General features: G+C 45.7%; 13 protein-coding genes. 8 read left to right on the plus strand and 5 right to left on the minus strand.

Features of this window, described 5'->3' with window-relative positions; all coding sequences use genetic code 11:
• Window positions 1-16: 16 nt before the first annotated feature.
• The 4 genes from putP to L0991_19120 form a co-directional block, all read right to left on the minus strand.
• Window positions 17-1507, minus strand: a complete 1491-nt coding sequence (gene putP, locus L0991_19105; GenBank protein ID XGB65417.1) for a sodium/proline symporter PutP — start codon at window positions 1505-1507, stop codon at window positions 17-19.
• 156 nt (window positions 1508-1663) lie between these two features.
• Window positions 1664-2368: a 1-pyrroline-5-carboxylate dehydrogenase gene (locus tag L0991_19110; GenBank protein ID XGB64139.1), complete on the minus strand. Its 705-nt coding sequence runs from the start codon at window positions 2366-2368 to the stop codon at window positions 1664-1666.
• Between the two features lie 11 nt (window positions 2369-2379).
• The gene (putA, locus tag L0991_19115; GenBank protein XGB64140.1) at window positions 2380-5517 is read right to left on the minus strand and encodes a bifunctional proline dehydrogenase/L-glutamate gamma-semialdehyde dehydrogenase PutA; all 3138 of its coding nucleotides are present in this window, start codon (window positions 5515-5517) and stop codon (window positions 2380-2382) included.
• A gap of 181 nt (window positions 5518-5698) precedes the next feature.
• On the minus strand, window positions 5699-6523 hold the full coding sequence (locus tag L0991_19120; protein ID XGB64141.1) for an AraC family transcriptional regulator: 825 nt from the start codon (window positions 6521-6523) through the stop codon (window positions 5699-5701).
• Window positions 6524-7006: 483 nt separating this feature from the next.
• Between L0991_19120 and L0991_19125 the strand changes: the two genes are divergently transcribed.
• The 3 genes from L0991_19125 to L0991_19135 all read left to right on the plus strand — a co-directional run bounded on the left by L0991_19125 (window position 7007) and on the right by L0991_19135 (window position 11268).
• Window positions 7007-8110 carry a PEGA domain-containing protein gene (locus tag L0991_19125; GenBank protein ID XGB64142.1) on the plus strand — a complete coding sequence of 368 codons (1104 nt, stop codon included), beginning with the start codon at window positions 7007-7009 and terminating at the stop codon, window positions 8108-8110.
• Between the two features lie 166 nt (window positions 8111-8276).
• Entirely contained in the window at window positions 8277-10109 is a 1833-nt protein-coding gene (locus L0991_19130; protein ID XGB64143.1) for an SUMF1/EgtB/PvdO family nonheme iron enzyme, read from the plus strand.
• 376 nt (window positions 10110-10485) lie between these two features.
• On the plus strand, window positions 10486-11268 hold the full coding sequence (locus tag L0991_19135) for a helix-turn-helix transcriptional regulator (protein ID XGB64144.1): 783 nt from the start codon (window positions 10486-10488) through the stop codon (window positions 11266-11268).
• Window positions 11269-11395: 127 nt separating this feature from the next.
• Here L0991_19135 and pdxH read toward each other — a convergent pair whose 3' ends face one another.
• A complete protein-coding gene (pdxH, locus tag L0991_19140) occupies window positions 11396-12031 on the minus strand; it encodes a pyridoxamine 5'-phosphate oxidase (protein ID XGB64145.1) in 636 nt (211 codons plus the stop codon).
• Window positions 12032-12198: 167 nt separating this feature from the next.
• Here pdxH and L0991_19145 point away from each other — a divergent pair, with 167 nt between their 5' ends.
• The 5 genes from L0991_19145 (at window position 12199) to L0991_19165 (ending at window position 19594) form a co-directional block, all read left to right on the plus strand.
• A complete protein-coding gene (locus tag L0991_19145; protein ID XGB64146.1) occupies window positions 12199-14079 on the plus strand; it encodes an ATP-binding protein in 1881 nt (626 codons plus the stop codon).
• A gap of 53 nt (window positions 14080-14132) precedes the next feature.
• Window positions 14133-15446, plus strand: coding sequence for a response regulator (locus L0991_19150; GenBank protein ID XGB65418.1), 1314 nt, complete (start codon window positions 14133-14135; stop codon window positions 15444-15446).
• Between the two features lie 112 nt (window positions 15447-15558).
• Window positions 15559-16950, plus strand: a complete 1392-nt coding sequence (locus tag L0991_19155; GenBank protein ID XGB64147.1) for an HlyD family type I secretion periplasmic adaptor subunit — start codon at window positions 15559-15561, stop codon at window positions 16948-16950.
• A 59-nt stretch (window positions 16951-17009) separates the two neighbouring features.
• Entirely contained in the window at window positions 17010-17678 is a 669-nt protein-coding gene (locus L0991_19160; protein ID XGB64148.1) for a transglutaminase-like cysteine peptidase, read from the plus strand.
• A 5-nt stretch (window positions 17679-17683) separates the two neighbouring features.
• Entirely contained in the window at window positions 17684-19594 is a 1911-nt protein-coding gene (locus tag L0991_19165; GenBank protein ID XGB64149.1) for an EAL domain-containing protein, read from the plus strand.
• Window positions 19595-19604: the final 10 nt, after the last annotated feature.

The following is a 19604-nucleotide window of genomic DNA, read 5'->3' on the forward strand; positions in this document are numbered from 1 at the left end:
ATTTTTACAATGTAAATTAGTCTAGCTCTACTAGCTTCTTCTCGAACTCAGCGTGTTGCGCTTTCACTTCGTCTTCTGGCTCGCCAGTAATTAGGCTCACGATAACGATAGAGATAGTCGATAGGATGATTCCCGGTACGATTTCGTAAACGTCGAACCAACCGCCCGTGAACTGTTTCCAAAGTACGATAGTCACACCACCAACCACGATACCCGCTAGAGCACCGTTACGGTTCATACGAGACCAGTAAAGGCTCATCACGATAGCTGGACCAAATGCCGCACCAAAACCAGCCCAAGCGTAAGACACAAGACCAAGTACAGAGCTGTCTGGCGTCATCGCTAGGAATAGCGCGATAAGAGAAATAATGATTACCGCAAAGCGACCCACACGAACGATCTCTTCAGATGTCGCATCTTTCTTAAGCACTTGCTTGTAAAGGTCTTCCGCCATTGCAGATGAAGATACAAGAAGTTGTGAATCCGCAGTACTCATGATTGCAGCAAGGATAGCCGCCAGTAGGATACCTGCGATTACTGGGTGGAACATAGCGTTAACAAGAAGCATGAAGATCTTCTCGCCATCGTCTAGCTTAGGCGCGCCAGAGTTAGTCACGTAGATAAGACCAACCAGACCCACTAGCATTGCACCAATCATAGACAGTGCAGTCCATACCACAGCGATACGACGCGCTGTTGCTAGGTCTTTATTAGTACGTGTTGCTTTGAAACGAGCAAGGATGTGTGGCTGACCGAAGTAACCAAGACCCCAAGCCGCTAGCGAGATGATCGCGATAGCAGACAGTGGTTCACCTTTCGCATCATTCCATAGCGTTAGAAGCTCTGGGTTGATGTTATGAAGATCAGTAGACAACTGACCAAGACCACCGTTCATAGCCGCGATTGGTACGATCAATAGCGCAGCAGACATCAGTAGACCTTGAACCAAGTCTGTCCAAGATACCGCTAGGAAACCACCAAATAGCGTATAAGAAACCACACATACTGTGCCGATGATTACCGCAGTTGTGTAATCTAGGCCGAATACCGTTTCAAACAATTTACCACCTGCTACCAAGCCTGAACTTGTGTAGAAAAGGAAGAATAAAAGGATAAAGAAAGCAGAAATTGTTTGGATCAGCTTAGAATTATCATTGAAACGACGAGATAGGAACTCAGGTAGCGTCAGTGACTCTGTTGTAATGCTGTAAGTACGCAGACGCTTAGCACTGATTAACCAGTTCGCCCAAGTACCCACTAGCAAACCACCAGCAAGCCAAAATGCTTCAAAGCCAGCAGCGTAAGCGTAACCCGGTAGGCCAAGTAATAGCCAACCACTCATGTCTGATGCACCAGCAGAAAGTGCTGCAGGCCATGGGCCTAACGAACGACCACCTAGGAAGTAGTCTGTCGAGTTAGAAGTACGTTTGTAAGCAATAACACCGATTGCCAGCATCATAATTAGATACGCAATGAACGTCGTCGTTATTGCAAAACTGTTTTCTATCATTAGATAGTCCTCATTTGTAAAAAGCCTTCCATGCCTAACCCAATACCATGCCCTTACCTAAATAAAGGCAAGCCATTACATTGAGTTAGGGATTTTGGCTCCAAAGCACTGAGGTAGAAAACCAAAAGTGTTTAGAGCCAATATTACTGAAGGTTAGTGAGCTTCGCTTCCAAGTTCGAGCAAGGTCGCGTTACCACCCACGGCTGTTATATTTATAGTTCGCGTACGCTCGGTAATGAAGCGTAGCGATAGGTGTGGATCGTGAGCAACATGCATTGCTGTCAGATCCGTTTCAGCTACTAAACTGACGATGGCACCGTCACGCTTAGCAAGTTGTAAATTGATAGCTTGAGCCGTCTGTGAATTACCTACGTAACCTGCGCTACGTACATCGCAAGACAGCAGCTGTTGAGCCGCATCGTACGAAGCAACCTGCACCAAGTTCGTCGGTAGATTCGCTTGTTTCGCCGCATCAGCGATCAACGTATTGAATTGCACGTCATCACTGCACAGTTGCACGCTGTTACCCGCTAATAGTGCTGCGGTAATCATCGCTGTCGCTGTTTGCAGTGCTGGCTCTTTGTCTTGGCAATCATCAACAATCACCAAAGCCACACCACGACCTGCAGCATACAGCTCGTTTGTTTCACCAGTAGGGCCAGCCATTAGATGCTGCTCAGAAAGCAGCGCAGACGCTTGCTCTAGGTGATAAGTTGCCACTGCCGCCAAAGACGTAGATTGGCTTTCGATCTCTGATTTGAATGCAAGTACCTGAGCACTCTTATGATCAAAGTCGGTAAGATTCCATTGTTCCCACGCCAAGAAAGCATCAGAAAAACCTGTCACTTGATGAACCATGATACTGCTCCTTATGCCTTGTCTTGTGATTGAGAAAAATGAACATCAGTAAAGCGGTATAGGTAGTGAGGACCACCCGCTTTAGGGCCAGTACCAGACAAGCCTTGACCACCAAATGGTTGTACACCAACAACAGCGCCTACTTGGTCACGGTTGATGTAACAGTTACCCACACGAACGTGTTTTTCGATCCAACGGTAAGTTGTCTCGTTACGGCTGTGGATACCCATGGTTAAGCCAAAACCAGTTTGGTTAATTTGGTCTACCACTTGCGCCAGTTCACTCGCTTTGAAGCGAACGATATGCAGCACAGGACCAAACTGCTCTTCTTTCAAGCAGCTGATGTCATCGATTTCAAATGCACTTGGTGGAACAAAGTCACCATGTTCACAATCCGCTCCTAGAGAAAGTTGAGCCACTTTCTTCTGGGTCTTGGTCATGTTTTCTAGGTGCGTCATCAACTTCTGTTTCGCGTTTTGGTCGATAACCGGGCCCACATCCGTTTTATGAAGATGTGGAATACCAACGCTCAGCTCATCCATCGCACCGTGAATCAATCCAATCACGCGGTCTGCAATGTCTTCTTGAATGTAAAGCACACGTAGCGCTGAACAACGTTGACCAGCTGAAGCAAAGGCAGAACGAATAACATCACGAACCACTTGTTCAGGCAGTGCTGTACTGTCGACGATCATCGCGTTCTGACCACCAGTTTCCGCGATAAACGGCACAGGCTTAGCGTTGCGGCTTGCTAGCGACACGTTGATGCGTTGTGCAGTTGGTGTTGAACCCGTGAAGGCAACGCCAGCAATCGCATCGTGACTCGTTAGCGCACTGCCGATCTCTGCACCACGACCAGGTAGAAGTTGAATCGTGCCAGCAGGGAAACCCGCTTCCTTCATTAGTTCAACCGCACGAGCTGCAATCAAGCTTGTTTGCTCTGCAGGTTTCGCCACAACCGTGTTACCCGCCACTAGTGCAGCAGTAATTTGGCCAAGGAAGATCGCCAATGGGAAGTTCCAAGGGCTGATACAAACGAACACACCACGACCTTGTCGCGAAGCGATTCGAGTTAGACCATCAAAGCCTTTTAGCTCAAAACCTTGTAGGTTGTTCGCTTGTTTTGCGTAGTAACGACAGAAGTCGACCGCTTCACGCACTTCATCAATGCTATCGTGAATAGTTTTACCCGCTTCTTGATGACAAATTGCCACCAGCTCAGCTAGGTTCTCTTCCATCAAATCAGCCAGCTTCTCAAGCGCAGCGGCTTTGGTTTCAACCGAGGTCGCATTCCAATCAGCAAATGCTGCGTCTGCACCAGTGATCGCTGCGGAAACATGATCAAGGTTTGCAAAAGCCACCTGACCTACGTTAATTCGACGATCGTAAGGTGCTGTTACTTGCTCGACATTCTGATCAGCCTTGATCATGCTTTCGGCAAGAGATTCACCGTTGATCACAGGTCCAGCAGTCCATTGATTGTTCAAAAAGCCTTTTACTTGCTCTTCAAACTGATGCGCTTCGCTTTCGATATCAATGTTCACACCGTATGAGTTCTTACGCTCAGGGAATACCGCTGGCGGTAGAGGAATCTTAGTGTTGTTCAAAGTATCGAATGCCAAAAGCATGTCGACTGGGTGCTGTGTTAGCTCCGCCACAGGGCAACGAGCATCAACCAAACGGTGTACAAACGAGCTGTTTGCACCGTTCTCTAGCAGACGACGTACTAGGTATGGCAGTAGATCTTTATGGCTACCAACTGGCGCGTAAATACGTACCGACTGTTGGTAAGCTTCCATAGCATGGTTGTAAAGTGAATCACCCATGCCGTGTAAGCGTTGGAATTCAAAGTCTTTATGGTCTGTCATCACTGCAATAGCAGAAACCGTGTGAGCATTGTGGCTCGCAAACTGCGGGAAAATATTGCCGCGAACACTTGGGCTCAATAGGTAACGCGCACACGCTAGGTAAGCCACATCAGTCGCTTCTTTGCGAGTGTAAACAGGGTAGTTATCGAAGCCGGCTTGTTGCGACCATTTGATCTCGCTATCCCAGTAAGCACCTTTAACTAGGCGAAGTGGGATTAAGTCACCCTGCTCTTTTGCTAGGCGGTTTAGCCAAACTAGAACCGGTAGCGCACGCTTTGAATACGCTTGAATAACCAGACCAAACTTGCCCCAGCCTTTCACTAGCTCGCTGCGGTACAGTTTTTCGAATAACTTAAGCGAAAGCTCTAGGCGATCCGCTTCTTCTGCATCAATCGTGATCGCAACATCAAGCTCAATCGCACGGCGCAGTAACTGCTCTAGCGTGTCGCATAGCTCAGACAGTACGCGGTCTTCATTCGCCACTTCGTAACGAGGATGAAGTGCAGAAAGCTTGATAGACACAGATGGCGCAGGGCTAGATTTTGAAGAGACATAAGTGTCTCGACCTACGGCTTCGATCGCCATTAGGTAATCTTTAAAGTACTTATTTGCGTCAGCTGTAGTCAGTGCCGCTTCACCTAGCATGTCGTAAGAGTAGGTAAAGCCTTTGTCGCGCATAGACTTACCGTTCTTTTGCGCTTCAGCAATGCTGCGGCCAAGAACAAATTGGTGACCCATCACTTTCATCGCTTGGTGCATCGCTTTACGAATTACCGGCTCAGAAAGCTTGTTCACTAGACGGTTAACCGCTTGTCCAGCACTCTGCTCGTTCGATGAAAGTCCAACCACCTTGCCTGTTAGCATTAAGCCCCAAGTCGAAGCGTTAACAAAAACTGAATCAGAATTCTTTAGGTGAGACTTCCAATCCGCAACGCTTAGCTTGTCGCGAATCAGTGCATCAGCCGTTGCTGAATCAGGAATACGCATCAAGGCTTCCGCCAGACACATCAGCAAGATGCCCTCTTGAGTATCTAAGCTGTATTCAAGTAACAGCGCATCGATCATCTGGATAGAAGTCTTATCCGCACGGATAGCTTCGATCAAAGAAGTCGTTTTGTCTGTGATTTGCTGCTTTTCAGACTCAGAAGGGGTAGCTAGTGGCAGAAGTTGCTCTAGCCATTGGGTTTCATCCACCATATATAATGGTGAGATAAGCGACCATAGATCATCAAGCGACTGCTCGTTGAATTCTGGCTTTAACACATCAGTAGCTGTAAACATGCGTTTTCCTTAATCTCACACCCGGAATTAGCCCGGGATCTCTACAATGGCTGCAGTGTATTTAGAGTATATAAGGAATACTTGTCAAAAACTCCGAGTTTTTTGCTAAAAACTCGCTTTATTAACAAAACAAACACAATGTCACATATGAAACTTTAATATAATATGCCGTTTCGTTTCACTATTTAACAGAAATTTGCTTTTTGTATTGAGATGGTGACATGCCTTGAAGGCGTGAAAAAGTGTGAGTAAAGGAGGATTGACCGGAGAATCCAGCAAGTTCTGCGACCTGACCAAGGCTTAAATTCCCTTGTTCAATAAGGCGTCGAGCACGGTCGATTCGCTTGCCTAATACATACTGATGAGGAGTAATGCCCATTTGTTCTTTAAATAGCATGTGAAACTGGCTCTCGCCTAAGAACACGCTCCCCGCTAGTTGCGCGACTGAGATCTTACTTGCCAAATGTTGCTCGATGTAACGATCAAGAGCTTCAAGATCAAAGCGCGAATCCTTCACTGACGTTTCAAATGCCGAAATGTGCCTTTGCATTAAGGCGATAACCGTATCATTACACGCTCGGCTTAATAAGAGATCATCAGGACTCGCCTGCATCTCTTGCACTAACATATGGATAAGCTTTTGAATTTGAGCATCTAATTGGAAATAGACGTTCGAAGATTCGAGCTGGTTAATCTTCTCTAGCATCAGAGGGTCGTCGTCACTCGGCACGGGCATGTTAAGCACCAAAATATCGGACTGACCGACCACACCACCGAAAGCATGATCAGAGCTCGCCGTCACCACACAACCTTGTCCAGGGCCGACAAGATTCCCCTTACCACTGACTTCAAATTCAGCCTGACCTTTTAAACCAATCACCACCTGAGAATAACTATGATCATGACAATCCATGTGCGAAGGCAAAGTGATTATCTCAGCTGGTCTAGGGCCAGTAAGGCCTAGCGGAGAAAGGTCTAGGTTAGGAAAGGGTAAAGGTTTAGACATGACAGACAAATACTCGGGTCAACATACTAAGAATAATACTCTTAAATGCGCATAAGATGAATTTGTAAATGTTCCTGAGAGTTATTTGCACGCGAGAACGAAAAGATCATTATCGCGATCATCATGATCATGCCTCCGGAAAGATGATCAAGAGTGTACAAACTACGGGCTATGTAAAATCAATATTTCCAGTGCTTTTTTATAAATCCCAACCTCATTATCCAACCAACTCGAGATGATTCATAAATGAGAATTCAATCATCAGAACATCGCTGAAAAATTTGCTTCTATAGCTCAAACAATTCGCATAAAACTTATAAAAAGTGTATCCAAAGTACCGAAACGCGGCATTTGAGTAGATTGAAATACAATAAAACGGTATAAAGACGGATACTGTGTTAATTGCTAATAACTAGTGACTCACAACTAGAAAGCAGACACATGATCAATGAGCCAATTACAATCTATAAGTTGCAGGGACCTATGACTAACTTTCGAATTTCAGCGCTTTTACTTGCGCTATCCCCACTTTGGGTATCTGCATCGGTATCAGCTGAAGAACTGAATCAAGTCGATCCCGTTTCAGCCATCGATGCAAAAATCACAGAGAAAAACTCAGATATTGAGCGTATTTCAGCAACCAAAGTATCGGCGACTGAGAACCTAAAACAACTACAAAACAAAAACAGTAAGTTGTTACGCGAAGGTGAAGAACTTAAGGCGAAACGTAACAGAGCCAAGTCTGTACTAGACAAACAGTACAGTCGTCTACTTGAAGATCCAGAAACGGATCTGGTCTCTTTCCAAAAAAGCTACCAAGATGCATGGGCTGCAGTTAAAGAAAATCAATCGGCTCAGTTAGACAATCAACAAGCGATGAATGAAGGTGAGATTCACCTTTCTCAGATCAAACAAAAGCAAGCTCGCCTAAATAATGAGTTAGCGAATCTACGCGAGTCTAAAGTTGAAGCTCGCGTAAAACGTATTGCTACAGAACTGCGTGAAAGTGCGGTTTTGGAAACCAGCTACACCACGACATGTGCATCAACAATGACGCTTGGTGAGTGTACTGCACAAGGTAAATACCTAACGAACCAAAAAGCGGTGCAAACGTTCAAGACCCAGTTACTTGAGCAGCTCACAGAAAGCACTTTGGCGAAGCAGAACTTACAAGGTGTTCAGCTGAACATCCACGTTCAGGATAGCCAGCCAATCAAGAGCGGTTTCTCTGGCAACAACTCTTACTTCATGCAAATGCAAGCTCAGCTGCAAGCAAAACCTGAAGCAGTTGCTGCATGTAACCTATTGAACGTTTCGACACGCTACTGTTTAACTGGCAGCGATGCAGCTGCAGTCAAAAAGAGCGACAAGAAATGGGCAAACGTAACTGTGCGTTCTGACCAATACAACGACTCTGTGACCATCAACGGCATTAAGTATGGCAGCACACCTCTTGAGGTCGCGCTACCAAGTGGTCGTCACCAAGTAACCATCTCTAAGCAAGGTTACGAGTCATACAACCGCACAGTCACCATCAACGGCAGCGATACTATCTGGGTTAAGCTTCTTCCTAGCAAAGAAAGCTAATTCCCTCAGTAGAAGATCGCCATACCGATTTCACAAAGCTGAATGAACACTCGCCATTTTGTTGATAGTTATAAACTGTTGATTTTTATAAACAGTAGCTGCAGACGAAATGGCGTTGTCGTTTAGAATAGTCGATTAACCTAAATTACGATTGAAGTAGCCCATCATGCGCCAAGGTTTACCCACTCTATTATTTGCACTTGCTCCCTGCTTAATGACACCTGCTGTTTTCGCTGAAGCAACACCACCAGCAATCACGGCCGCGTCTGTTACTGATCTTGAAAGTTCACTTTTCGAAAAGCACGCTGAGTTAACGGCTCTCGAAAAGAAAGTCGCAGACAAACAAAACCAAGTCGACAACCAAGCACAGCAAACGGCACGTCTCGCTAAACTATCTGTGGAAGCAGAACAAAAACTTGCAGCGGCCAAAGCAAGCCTAGAGCAAGATTACACGCGCATGATTGATGAGCCAGACTTCGATATCTCGACTGCTCAAAATCACTTCCAAGACGCATGGAAAACCGTGAAAGAAGGCAAACTTGCGATTTCTGACTCGAAGCAGAAGCAGCAAGGTTTAGCTATGGAGCTTGAAGCTATCCAAGCCGAGAAAACAGCGACAGAAACAGCCATCGCACAGCTAGAACAAGACAAGCTGAGAGCAAGAGCTGAACGACTCAGGAACGAGATCACCCAAACACAAGAGCAAACGGTCAGCTTTACCAATCGCTGTAGCAGCGACATGACATTAGCTCAATGTTCTGATCAAACGGTAACCTTAGCGCTTCAGAAGGCGGTGAAACAGTTCCAGCACAGCCTGATTGATAACACGACAGAGTCGAAAACCGTTAAAGAGCACTTGTCGTCTACATCACTGAACATTCACGTTCTGCAACACAAAGTGACCTCTTCAGGCTTCTCGGAAGATAACCGCTACCGCGCTGTCATCTCTGCGAACCTAGAAACTCGCCCAAACAAGAACACCCCTTGTCGCCTGCTTGGTATTCAGTCATCCAACTGTTTCACACAAACTGATCAACAAGCCAACGACCAACAAAAAGAAGTCGCTTGGGTTAACTTGGTAGTTCGCTCAAATCAGTATAACGACAAAGTACTAATCAACGGCGTCAACTACGGCAGCACTCCTGTTGAAGTCATGCTGCCAACAGGCCCGCACATGGTGACGATCGAGAAAGAAGGCTACATCTCTTTCCAACAAGAGTTAAAAATAACTCGCGATCACAACCTAAGAGCTGTGTTACAAGCCAAGCAAAATACCTTAAACGTGGGCACCAAGTTTGCGGACCCGATGAAAGATAGCACTCAGAGCCCTGAAATGATTGTTGTCGGCTCTGGTCGTTACCTACTGGGTGAAAACAGTGCCAAGCAAGTGACGATAAAGCAGCCGTTTGCCTTAGCCGCTACCCCAACACGTGTACAAGACTTTAGAGCGTTTGTTGAGAGCACTGGTTATCAAACAGATGCAGAGCTAATGAATACCTGCGATACCTTTGCCAATGCTGAAATTACCTCTGTTGCCGACAACAACTGGCAAAAGCCAGGCTTCAAGCAAGCAGATAATTCACCAGTAGTTTGTGTCAGTCAGAATGATGCGATGGCCTACACTCGTTGGTTATCCAAGAACACTGGCTTTACCTATCGTTTGCCAACACCACAAGAGTGGGAAGCGGCAGCAAGAGCAGGCCAAGAAACCAACTTCTGGTGGGGTAATGAATTCCGTTCAGGAAAAGCGAATACAGGATGGGCAGGCACACCGTGGTCAAACGTAAGTACCTCTCCGGTAAAATCATTCATGCCAACACCAACAGGTTTCTACGACATGGTAGGCAATGTATGGGAGTGGACAACCACTCAGAAAGGCCTAGCCAAAGGTGGCGCGTGGAGCTTCTCTCCTGAAGAAGCCAAAGCATTTAACGAGCTATACGTTCCGCCTTCAACAGCAGCCAACTACCTCGGCTTTAGAGTGTTACGAGAGCTATAAGCTCTCGATAACTCGCGCCGTAGTTTAAAATATTTACTCTAGGCTCTCATTTATCGCATTGAATTGTGTTTATAGGGGAATTCCCCCCTTATACATGAGCACGCCTAGGAGTAGATTCGTCGATAGAGTAGTAAGTCACTCTGGGTATCTAACTGATGCCTCAGCTTAATTTGCCTGACCCTCGTAAACTAAGCTGAAAATCTTCTACATGTCGACAAGGCATATCTTGTCTTTGGCCAGCCCCTCTTCAGGCTGGCTTTTTTTTGCCTATCGAACACGCGGTTCGCCTATCTATTGCCCGTGAATCATGCAGTTATTCAACACTCTGATTAACGAAAACTCACCCCATCTTTTCTACACGTATTCCAACCTGTAATTGCCATTGCAGTGCAATAGTAAACTGATATCATTGCAACATAGCCATCTACGAGATAAAACCTTGCCAGAATCACTAAACCCCATACATCGTTCTTTGTTCGAACAACTTCCAGGCTGCTGGGGCTGTAAAGATACTGACTCTGTTTTCGTATACGCAAACCTCGCTTACAACCAATTGATCGGCTTAAAACCGGGTGAGAGTTGTACTGGATTGACAGATTTCGATATGCCGAGCCAAACCATCGAATGCGCGCAAGACTTTAGGGCTCAAGACAAGCATGTAATGGAAACGCGTTCGACACTCAAGATTCTTGATATTCACCCCTACCCCGACGGACGCTGGCACGCCCATATCTTCACCAAAACGCCTTGGCTTGATGACAACGACAACGTACAAGGCACCATCTTCTATGGGCAAGAGCTGACTGATACGGCGATTTTAGAGGTAGGTCACTGGGTATGTCAGGCAACTTGCGCCAAAGACAATCAGGCATCGATCGCGGGCTCAACACCGCGTGTGTCTAAACTGCAAAAGAAGCTGACCTCACGTGAATCAGAAGTCCTCTTTTTACTGCTGTTCGGTAAGAAGCCTCAATACATTGCATTGACATTGAACATCTCAATCAAGACGGTCGAAGGGCATGTCGCAAGGCTTAAGCAAAAGTTCGATGCACGCAGTAAAAGCCAGTTAATCGAGTATGCATTGGATTCAGGGTTAGGCTCTGTGATTCCTGAAACCTTACTCAAGAAACAGATCTCAGTGGTTCTACACAGCGACTGATTATCGACTCATAGCGCCCATAGAGATGGAAAGACAGACAAAAAAATACCGTTGATGTGGACGAACACAAGATCAACGGTATCTTCTTAATTTTACTGTCTTTGCTGCTTAGTCCAGCAGACTCAAACTATGGCGCTAGGCGATCAATGTCCCAGCTGTTGTCTTGACGTGAGAACAAGAAGCGATCATGCAAGCGGTGCTCACCACCTTGCCAAAATTCAATGCTATCGACGCGCACTCGGAAACCACCCCAGAAAGAAGGAACTGGGATCTCACCTTTCGCAAACTTCTGTTTAAGCTCTAGATACTTGCCTTCTAAGATGCCACGAGCAGAGATACGACTACTTTGTTTACTTGCAATAGCTGCCAATTGGCTCTCTTTTGGACGAGACGAGAAGTACTTCATGTTTTCCATCGCCGTCAGCTTTTCAGCCGTGCCCGTAATATGAACTTGTCGCTCTAAAGGATGCCAAGGGAAGTGCAAACTGATCTTGCTGTTATGCTCAAGTTGCTGCGCTTTACGGCTACCTAAGTTGGTGTAGAAAACGAAACCATCTTTATCAACATTCTTTAGCAAAACAATGCGCTGGAATGGTTGTCCATTTTCATCAACCGTCGCCACTGTCATTGCCGTCGGATCCGTCAACTTAGCTTCAATCGCTTGCTCTAACCAAAGGTTAAACTGGTCAATTGGGTCTGCGGCTAAGTCTTTACGTCTCAATCCACCCTGAGCGTATTCACGACGAATGTCTGTCAGTTCCATTTGGTTGCTCCTTTTAATTTTTTTGTGATTCTGCGCCGTAATCCTTTGAAACACAAGTCTAAGCCTTGGTTTTGTCTCATTGAAGGTGCTCTGTGTTAACGAGATCTCGGTACGCCAACCGTCATATTGATAGTCTATATGTAAACTGATTGTAACTTGAGTTTCTCGTGTCTAAAAAACTGTCTAACCTGATCACGCCTTTTGTATTTTTCTCATTGATATTGGGAGCGGCAGGACTCACTGCAACTCACTTTTTGGCAGGTCAATACCAAGAGCAAGTTGTCACACAACAACTCAACGAAGCGGCGAACAAAGCCAACCTGCAGATCGATTCTGAATTAGATAAGTTCAAACAAATTCCCGACCTGCTCAGCCACGATCCACGCCTGCTGTCTTACTTTGATAAATCACCAAAGACCGACAAAATCTCCACAGCTGAACTCAACACCTTATTATTCGAATGGTCGGGGCAAAGCCAAGCCGATACCATCTACATCCACGATCCGAGCGGCACCGTGGTTGCCTCAAGTAACTATCGAAAACCTCGAACTTTCGTTGGCGAAAACTTCGCGTTTCGTCCCTACTTTGCGTCCGCAATAAAAGGCCATAAAACCCAATATGTCGCACTCGGCGCTCGCTCTGATGTACGAGGCTATTTCTTATCTTCACCACTCTATATCGACGATAACATCGTAGGCGTCATCACGGTGAAAGTAAGCTTAGAGAACCTAGAAAACATTCTAACTAGCGACGACTTTGAGATTGTGGTGCTTGATTCCAACCAAGTGGTGTTTCTCTCTAGTCAGGCACCTTGGCTTTATCACTCATTACTACCATTAACGGATCAACAGCAACAAGATATCGCAGCGCAACGCCAATACGGCCAAAACAAAATTTCGATCATTGATGCGTTTAACTCTTCGAGCCAAACAACCGATGCAAGTAAAGCGCTCACTGCGAACCAACTATTTAAACTTGGGACTTTTAACCTGTACCCTGCCGCTATCAGTGACAACCAGTACCAAGTTGTTGCTATCAAGGACACAAGATCCGAACTGCTTAAAGTGCTGCAGATCGACGTTATCTTCATCGTGATTTACAGCTTGGTCATGCTGATTGCTTGGTCGTGGCGCCAAACCTACCTCGCGAAAGTGGCACTGACAGAGCTCAATCAGAACCTAGAGCAAACCGTAGATAAACGAACTCAATATCTGAAGCAATCCAATCAACAACTTCAACAGACACTCTTTCAATATCAAGAGTCTCAATTGAAGTTAAAACAGACAGAGCAAGAACTAACACAAACCGCTAAGTTAGCCGTGCTGGGTGAGCTGTCAGCCAGTATTAACCACGAGATTAATCAACCACTTGCTGCACTTAGAACCTACAGCGAAAACAGTGTCAAGCTGCTTGAGATGGGACGTTCAGACTTAGTAAAAAGCAACCTGGATAAAATGATCGCGCTAAACACTTCGATTACCGAGATCATTGCACGCCTTAAGGTATTTACGCGCAAGGTGACCAAGCAAGAGCATCATGTGGCGAATCTGCATCAAGCGATCAACAACGCCACCAGCATTCTCAGCGCACTGATGATCAAACAAGGCATCACGCTTAGATTAAGCACCGTGCCAGATGACATTAATATCGCGATTCACCCAACCGAGCTTGAGCAAGTGTTGGTTAACCTGATGCACAATGCGACACAAGCGCTTTCGCAGCCGGCCTCGCAACAAGTAGGGCTTCAAAACGACTCGAAAGCTCAACAAGGGAATCAACTGACCATTCCACAAATTGGCGTAGAGTGGCAGCTTAATGATGAAGCCTGCCAACTGATCATTTGGGATAACGGGATTGGTATCGCCAGCGACAAACTGGAGCAGTTGTTCGACCCGTTTTTTACCACTAAGCCGGAAGGGTTAGGGCTCGGACTTTCTATATCGAAGCGAATCATTGAAGCCTATCACGGCACAATCAGCGCAACCCAGCTCGAGCCTTCAGGCATGGTATTCTCTCTGAATATTCCACTGTACCAAGACAAAGGCTAACCGCCTGTTATTAATAGCTTTCCTCAACATTAAGGACTCAACACTTGCACTCTATGCCTAAACTCTACTTTGTCGATGATGAACCCGCGATTCGTGACTCGGTAGAACAAGCCATGCTCATTGAAGGTATCGATATAACCTGCTTTCCGAATGCCATCGAGGCTCTCAAGCAGATTAACGTCACGCAAGCAGGTATTGTGATTACCGATATTCACATGCCAGTGATGGATGGCATTCAATTTACACAAAAGCTGTTGAGTCAAAATCCGAATTTTCAAATCATCGTTCTCACTGGTCACGGTGATGTACAAACCGCCGTTTCTGCGATGAAGTCCGGCGCTTATGACTTTCTTGAGAAACCGTTTGTTGTTGATGCGCTATTAACGGCAGTAAAAAAAGCAGCCGATAAGCTCGCTTTAGTTGAAGAGAACAATCTACTCAGAAAAGAGCTCGCGATGCAGAATCAAGTGGGCCCGAAACTGATTGGTCAATCTCAATCAATGCAGACATTGCGCCGCGAATTGATCACCTTGGATTGCAAACAGAACCCGCTGTTACTGTTTGTTGGTGACATAGGTACAGGCAAACGAATCACCGCTCAGTACACTCACGATTTACACAGCCAGCCCACCGCTGAACTTTGCCCAGTTGCAGCGTTTAATTTGCCACGCAATGACGAAGCGACATTTCATCAGTTTGTCTTACAGCTCTTTCGCAAACATCAAGGCGGAACACTCTATATCCATGAAACAGAAGCATTAACTTCTGATCAATGGCAGTGGTTGGCGGCTTTAAAACCGACTCTACTTCGAGAAAACTCATGTAAGACCAATGCAACTTGTATCATTGTCGCAACTACAGTAGTTCCTACTACAATTACAAGTGAGCTGCGCCGATTTGACTTACTGCCTTTGGCGCAACGAACAGAGGATATTGGCTCCTTGTTCAAACACTTTGCTAGAGGTGCAGCAAGTCGTTACCAGTTGCCACCACCAGTGATCACAGAGAAAGAGATTCAACGCTTGATAGCCACTCACTGGGGAGAAAACATTCGCCAGCTTCGTCAACATGCCGAGCTACGCGTGCTAACTCAGGTGAAGCAACCAGCACTCGACAATCAAGAGTCGGATAAAGCAGACAATCCAGAACAAATTGATGACGGTTCGCTAGACGTCAATATTGAAGAACAACAACTGTCATTAAGCCAACGTACCGACAGCTTTGAGCAAATCCTCTTGATAGAAGCACTGCATCGCCATCAGGGGCGCTTAAAAGACGTACAACAAGAGCTGCAAGTGTCGAGGAAAACCCTCTATGACAAGCTAAGAAAGCATCAACTCGACAAAACAGATTTCAAAAACAGATAAGAGTTAAAAAATATATAAATTCAAATATTTAAAGGAGCAATTTCTTAACATTTATCAAAAGTAAGAATACACTCAATAGGCTTGCACTTTTATTCAGCAAACAAGGACTGTTATGAGCCAGAAGAATTTCAGCAAATTGAACGAAACCGAACTTGAGTACGTCGACGATAAAACCGCGGCGCTACTACTTAATACGCCGACCAGTGCGCGTATCATGTTGTGGATGATCGTTCTGTTCTTTATTGCTGCTATTGGATGGTCCGCTTGGGCAGAGATCGACAAAGTCACCGTAGGCCAAGGCAAAGTGATCCCCTCTTCGCAGATCCAAGTTGTGCAAAACCTTGAAGGTGGCTTAGTTAAAGAGATCTTGGTTAAAGAGGGTCAACAGGTTCAAAAAGGTCAACAACTGCTCTTGATCGATGACACTCGATTCCGCTCTGATTTCCGTGAGCGTGAACAGCAAGTTGCCAACTTAACCGCCAACGTATTGATGCTTTCCGCATCGTTAACCAGCGTAGTAATCAACGAGGACTTTAATGAGAAAGAGTGGAAGAAAAGTGTCACTCTTGATTATGGAAAACTCGCTTTCCCACCTAAGTTCTACGAGGTTCAGCCTGAGCTAGTTAATCGTCAAAAAGCAGAATACCGCCAAGATTTAAACAACCTTAAAAACCAACTTTCCGTTTTTGATCAACAAGTTGAACAGAAACAACAAGATCTTGTTGAAATCAAAGCACGTGTGCGAAACCTAAAACAGAGTTACCAGTTCGCTCGCCAAGAATTGGACATCACGAAACCGCTTGCCGACGAAGGCGTGGTCCCAAGAATTGAATTACTTAAGCTGCAACGACAAGTCAACGACACTCGCCGAGAAATGACCTCAAGCGAGCTTAAAATCCCTCTGCTACGCTCAGCAATCAAAGAAGCTATGCTCAGCCGTATCGACGCGGCGCTTAACTTCCGCTCTGAACAACAAGAAAAACTCAACCAAGCACAAGATAAACTCTCTGCACTAACCGAATCTGCGGTTGGTCTAGAAGACAGAGTAAACCGTACAGTCGTCGTTTCTCCAGTAACCGGCACCGTTAAAACGTTAGGTATCAATACCGTAGGTGGCGTAATCCAGCCAGGTATGGACATCGTTGAGATCGTACCGACCGAAGACTCCCTACTCGTTGAAGCAAAAATTGCCCCACAAGACATCGCATTCCTGCGCCCAGAGCTGACCGCTATTGTTAAGTTCAGTGCTTATGACTTCACAAAATATGGTGGCTTAGAAGGCGTATTAGAACACATCAGCGCCGATACCACTCAAGATGAAGAAGGCAACAGCTTTTACATCGTGCGTGTACGTACCGAGCAGCACAATTTTGGACAAAATGAAGAGCTGCCAATCATTCCTGGTATGACAGCCTCTGTCGATATCATCACAGGTAAAAGAACCGTACTTGAGTACATGTTGAAACCTATCCTCAGTGCTCAAAATAACGCATTGAAAGAGTAAGGACGTTTGATGGTTAACAACGCCTTTCAATACATAGCAAACCAGCAAGAGCTGAGGCCATGAAGTCTCGAATATCGCTGTTATTGCTCGTCCTCACCTCTTTTACTTCTGTCGCTCTCAATAAGAACGACCAAAGATGGATCGATGCTGTCACGCAAACCTACGGTGAGAGAGCCGGAAAGCGCGTGGCAACTTGGCGTTCAAATATGACGTCATACGATGGTTTAAGCGAGCAAGAGAAGCTTAGGTCGGTTAACCAGTTTTTTAACCAGATGTACTTTGTCGACGACAGTATTCTCTGGGGAAAAAACGACTACTGGGCGACCCCGCTGGAGTTTCTAGGCAGTAACGCAGGTGACTGTGAAGACTTCACCATTGCGAAATACTTCTCTCTGCTTGAGCTAGGCGTTCCAGATAAGAAATTGCGATTAGTGTACGTAAAGGCACTGGAGCTAAACCAATTCCACATGGTGTTGGCTTACTACTCCACACCAAGTGCAGAGCCACTAATTTTGGACAACTTAAACCCTGAAATAAAGCGCGGTTCTAAGCGCCCTGACCTACGACCAATATACAGTTTCAATGGTAAAAACCTTTGGTTAATCAAGTCAGCAGCAGGCAGCGGCAAGCTAGCAGGGAAATCTTCAAGATTGAGCTTATGGAACGACTTACGTTCCCGTGAGCGCTCTCTAAAATTAAACAAACCCATTATCAATTACGATGAGTAGGTACAATGACTTTATATAAACAGCTTGTGGTCGGGATGGTTGCGGTGTTCATATTACTGATGACGTCAGTCTTTATGATCGAATTCAATACTACCCGTGGATACTTAGAGGAGCAGCAACGCTCTGAGGTAAGTAATACCATTAATACTGTTGGACTGGCTCTTGCCCCTTACCTTGAAGAAAAAGACAGGGTATCGGTGGAGTCTGTTATCAACGCTCTGTTTGATGGCAGCTCTTACTCAGTCGTACGATTGATTTTTCTAGACAGCGGTGAAGACATCATACGTTCATACCCTGTAAAACCATCAGGCGTGCCTCAGTGGTTTACCAACCTCAATCTATTTGAACCTGTCCATGATCGCCGAGTGATCACCAGTGGTTGGATGCAGCTTGCGGAAGTAGAGATCGTCAGCCACCCAGGCCCAGCCTACGATCAATTGTGGCAAGCCTTCACCCGTTTATTAAGCATCTTTGGTGTGATCTTCTTATTGGGCTTAGTGTCGATTTCATGGATCCTTAAGCGAGCTCTGCGCCCACTGGCGATGATCATTACTAAGATGGATCAAATTGCTAAGAACCAATTCGGTGAGCCGCTAACACGTCCTAAAACAAAAGATCTGATCTTGGTGGTTGATGGCATCAATCACATGTCGACTCAAGTTGAACAAGCCTTTAAAAACCAAGCAAAAGAAGCTCAGAAGCTACGTGAAAGAGCGTACATTGACCCTGTTTCTCAACTGGGTAATCGCGCTTACTACATGTCGCAGTTAAATCAGTGGCTAGAAGAATCGAGCTTAGGTGGTCTTGCAGTATTAAAAGCGGAATTTATCAGTGAAGAGTACGACGAGAAAGGCTATCAAGAAGGTGACGCGTTAGTTCATCAATTGGCAGAGCAACTACAAGCTTCTATCTCATCACCAGATATCACCATCGCACGTATTTCGAGTGACGAGTTTGGTTTCATTATGCCAAACATTGATGAAAGCGAGCTTAAACTGGTCGCTGGCAGTATCGTTAACTGTATTCAAAGCTTAGGTTCAGATCCAACAGGTATGGCAAACCCGCACATTGCATTGGGTGTAACGTACAGCAACAAACGTAAAACCAGCACTGAAATCATGTCATTGGTCGATAACGCGCTCTCTAGTGCTAAAGCGAACCGTGAACTTACTTACGGCTACGTCACTGCTGACGACCATGGCGCAGTAATGGGTAAACAACAATGGCGTATGTTGGTTGAAGAAGCGATCATCAATGACCTAGTCACATTCCGCCTGCAAGCTGCAAATAATGCGTTTGGCAAAACCTATCACCAAGAAGTGTTCTCTGCAATTGAGAAAGATGGCATTCGTTACGGTGCTAACCAGTACCTATACGCACTAGAGCAGCTTGAAATGAGCCACATTCTCGACCAATACGTTATCGAGAAGATGATTGAGAAGCTAACAGCACAAGAGGTGACGAGCCCAATCGCAATCAATATCTCACCAAGCAGTATTTCTCAACCAAGCTTTATTCGTTGGATAGGTAAAACGCTTGAGCAAAACGCTTCAGTCGCTCATCTGTTGCATTTTGAGATCCCAGAAAACTGTTTCATCAACGTTCCGCACTACACGGCACTATTGTGTAACACCATTCGTAATGCTGAAGCGATGTTTGGTGTCGATAACTACGGACGTAACTTCCAATCACTGGACTACATCAACGAGTACCGTCCTAGCTACGTGAAACTGGATTACCTGTTCACGCATAACTTGGACGATGAGAAGCAGAAATTCACGCTCACGTCGATTTCACGAACGGCTCATAACCTTGGTGTCACCACCATCGCATCTCGAATCGAAACTCAGACTCAGTTAGATATCTTGTCTGATAACTACGTAGAAGTGTTCCAAGGCTTCATTGTTGATAAATAGTTGTAAGGGT

Origin of the sequence: Vibrio chagasii, assembly GCA_041879415.1 — a bacterium.
In the GTDB taxonomy this organism is placed as follows: Bacteria; Pseudomonadota; Gammaproteobacteria; order Enterobacterales; family Vibrionaceae; genus Vibrio.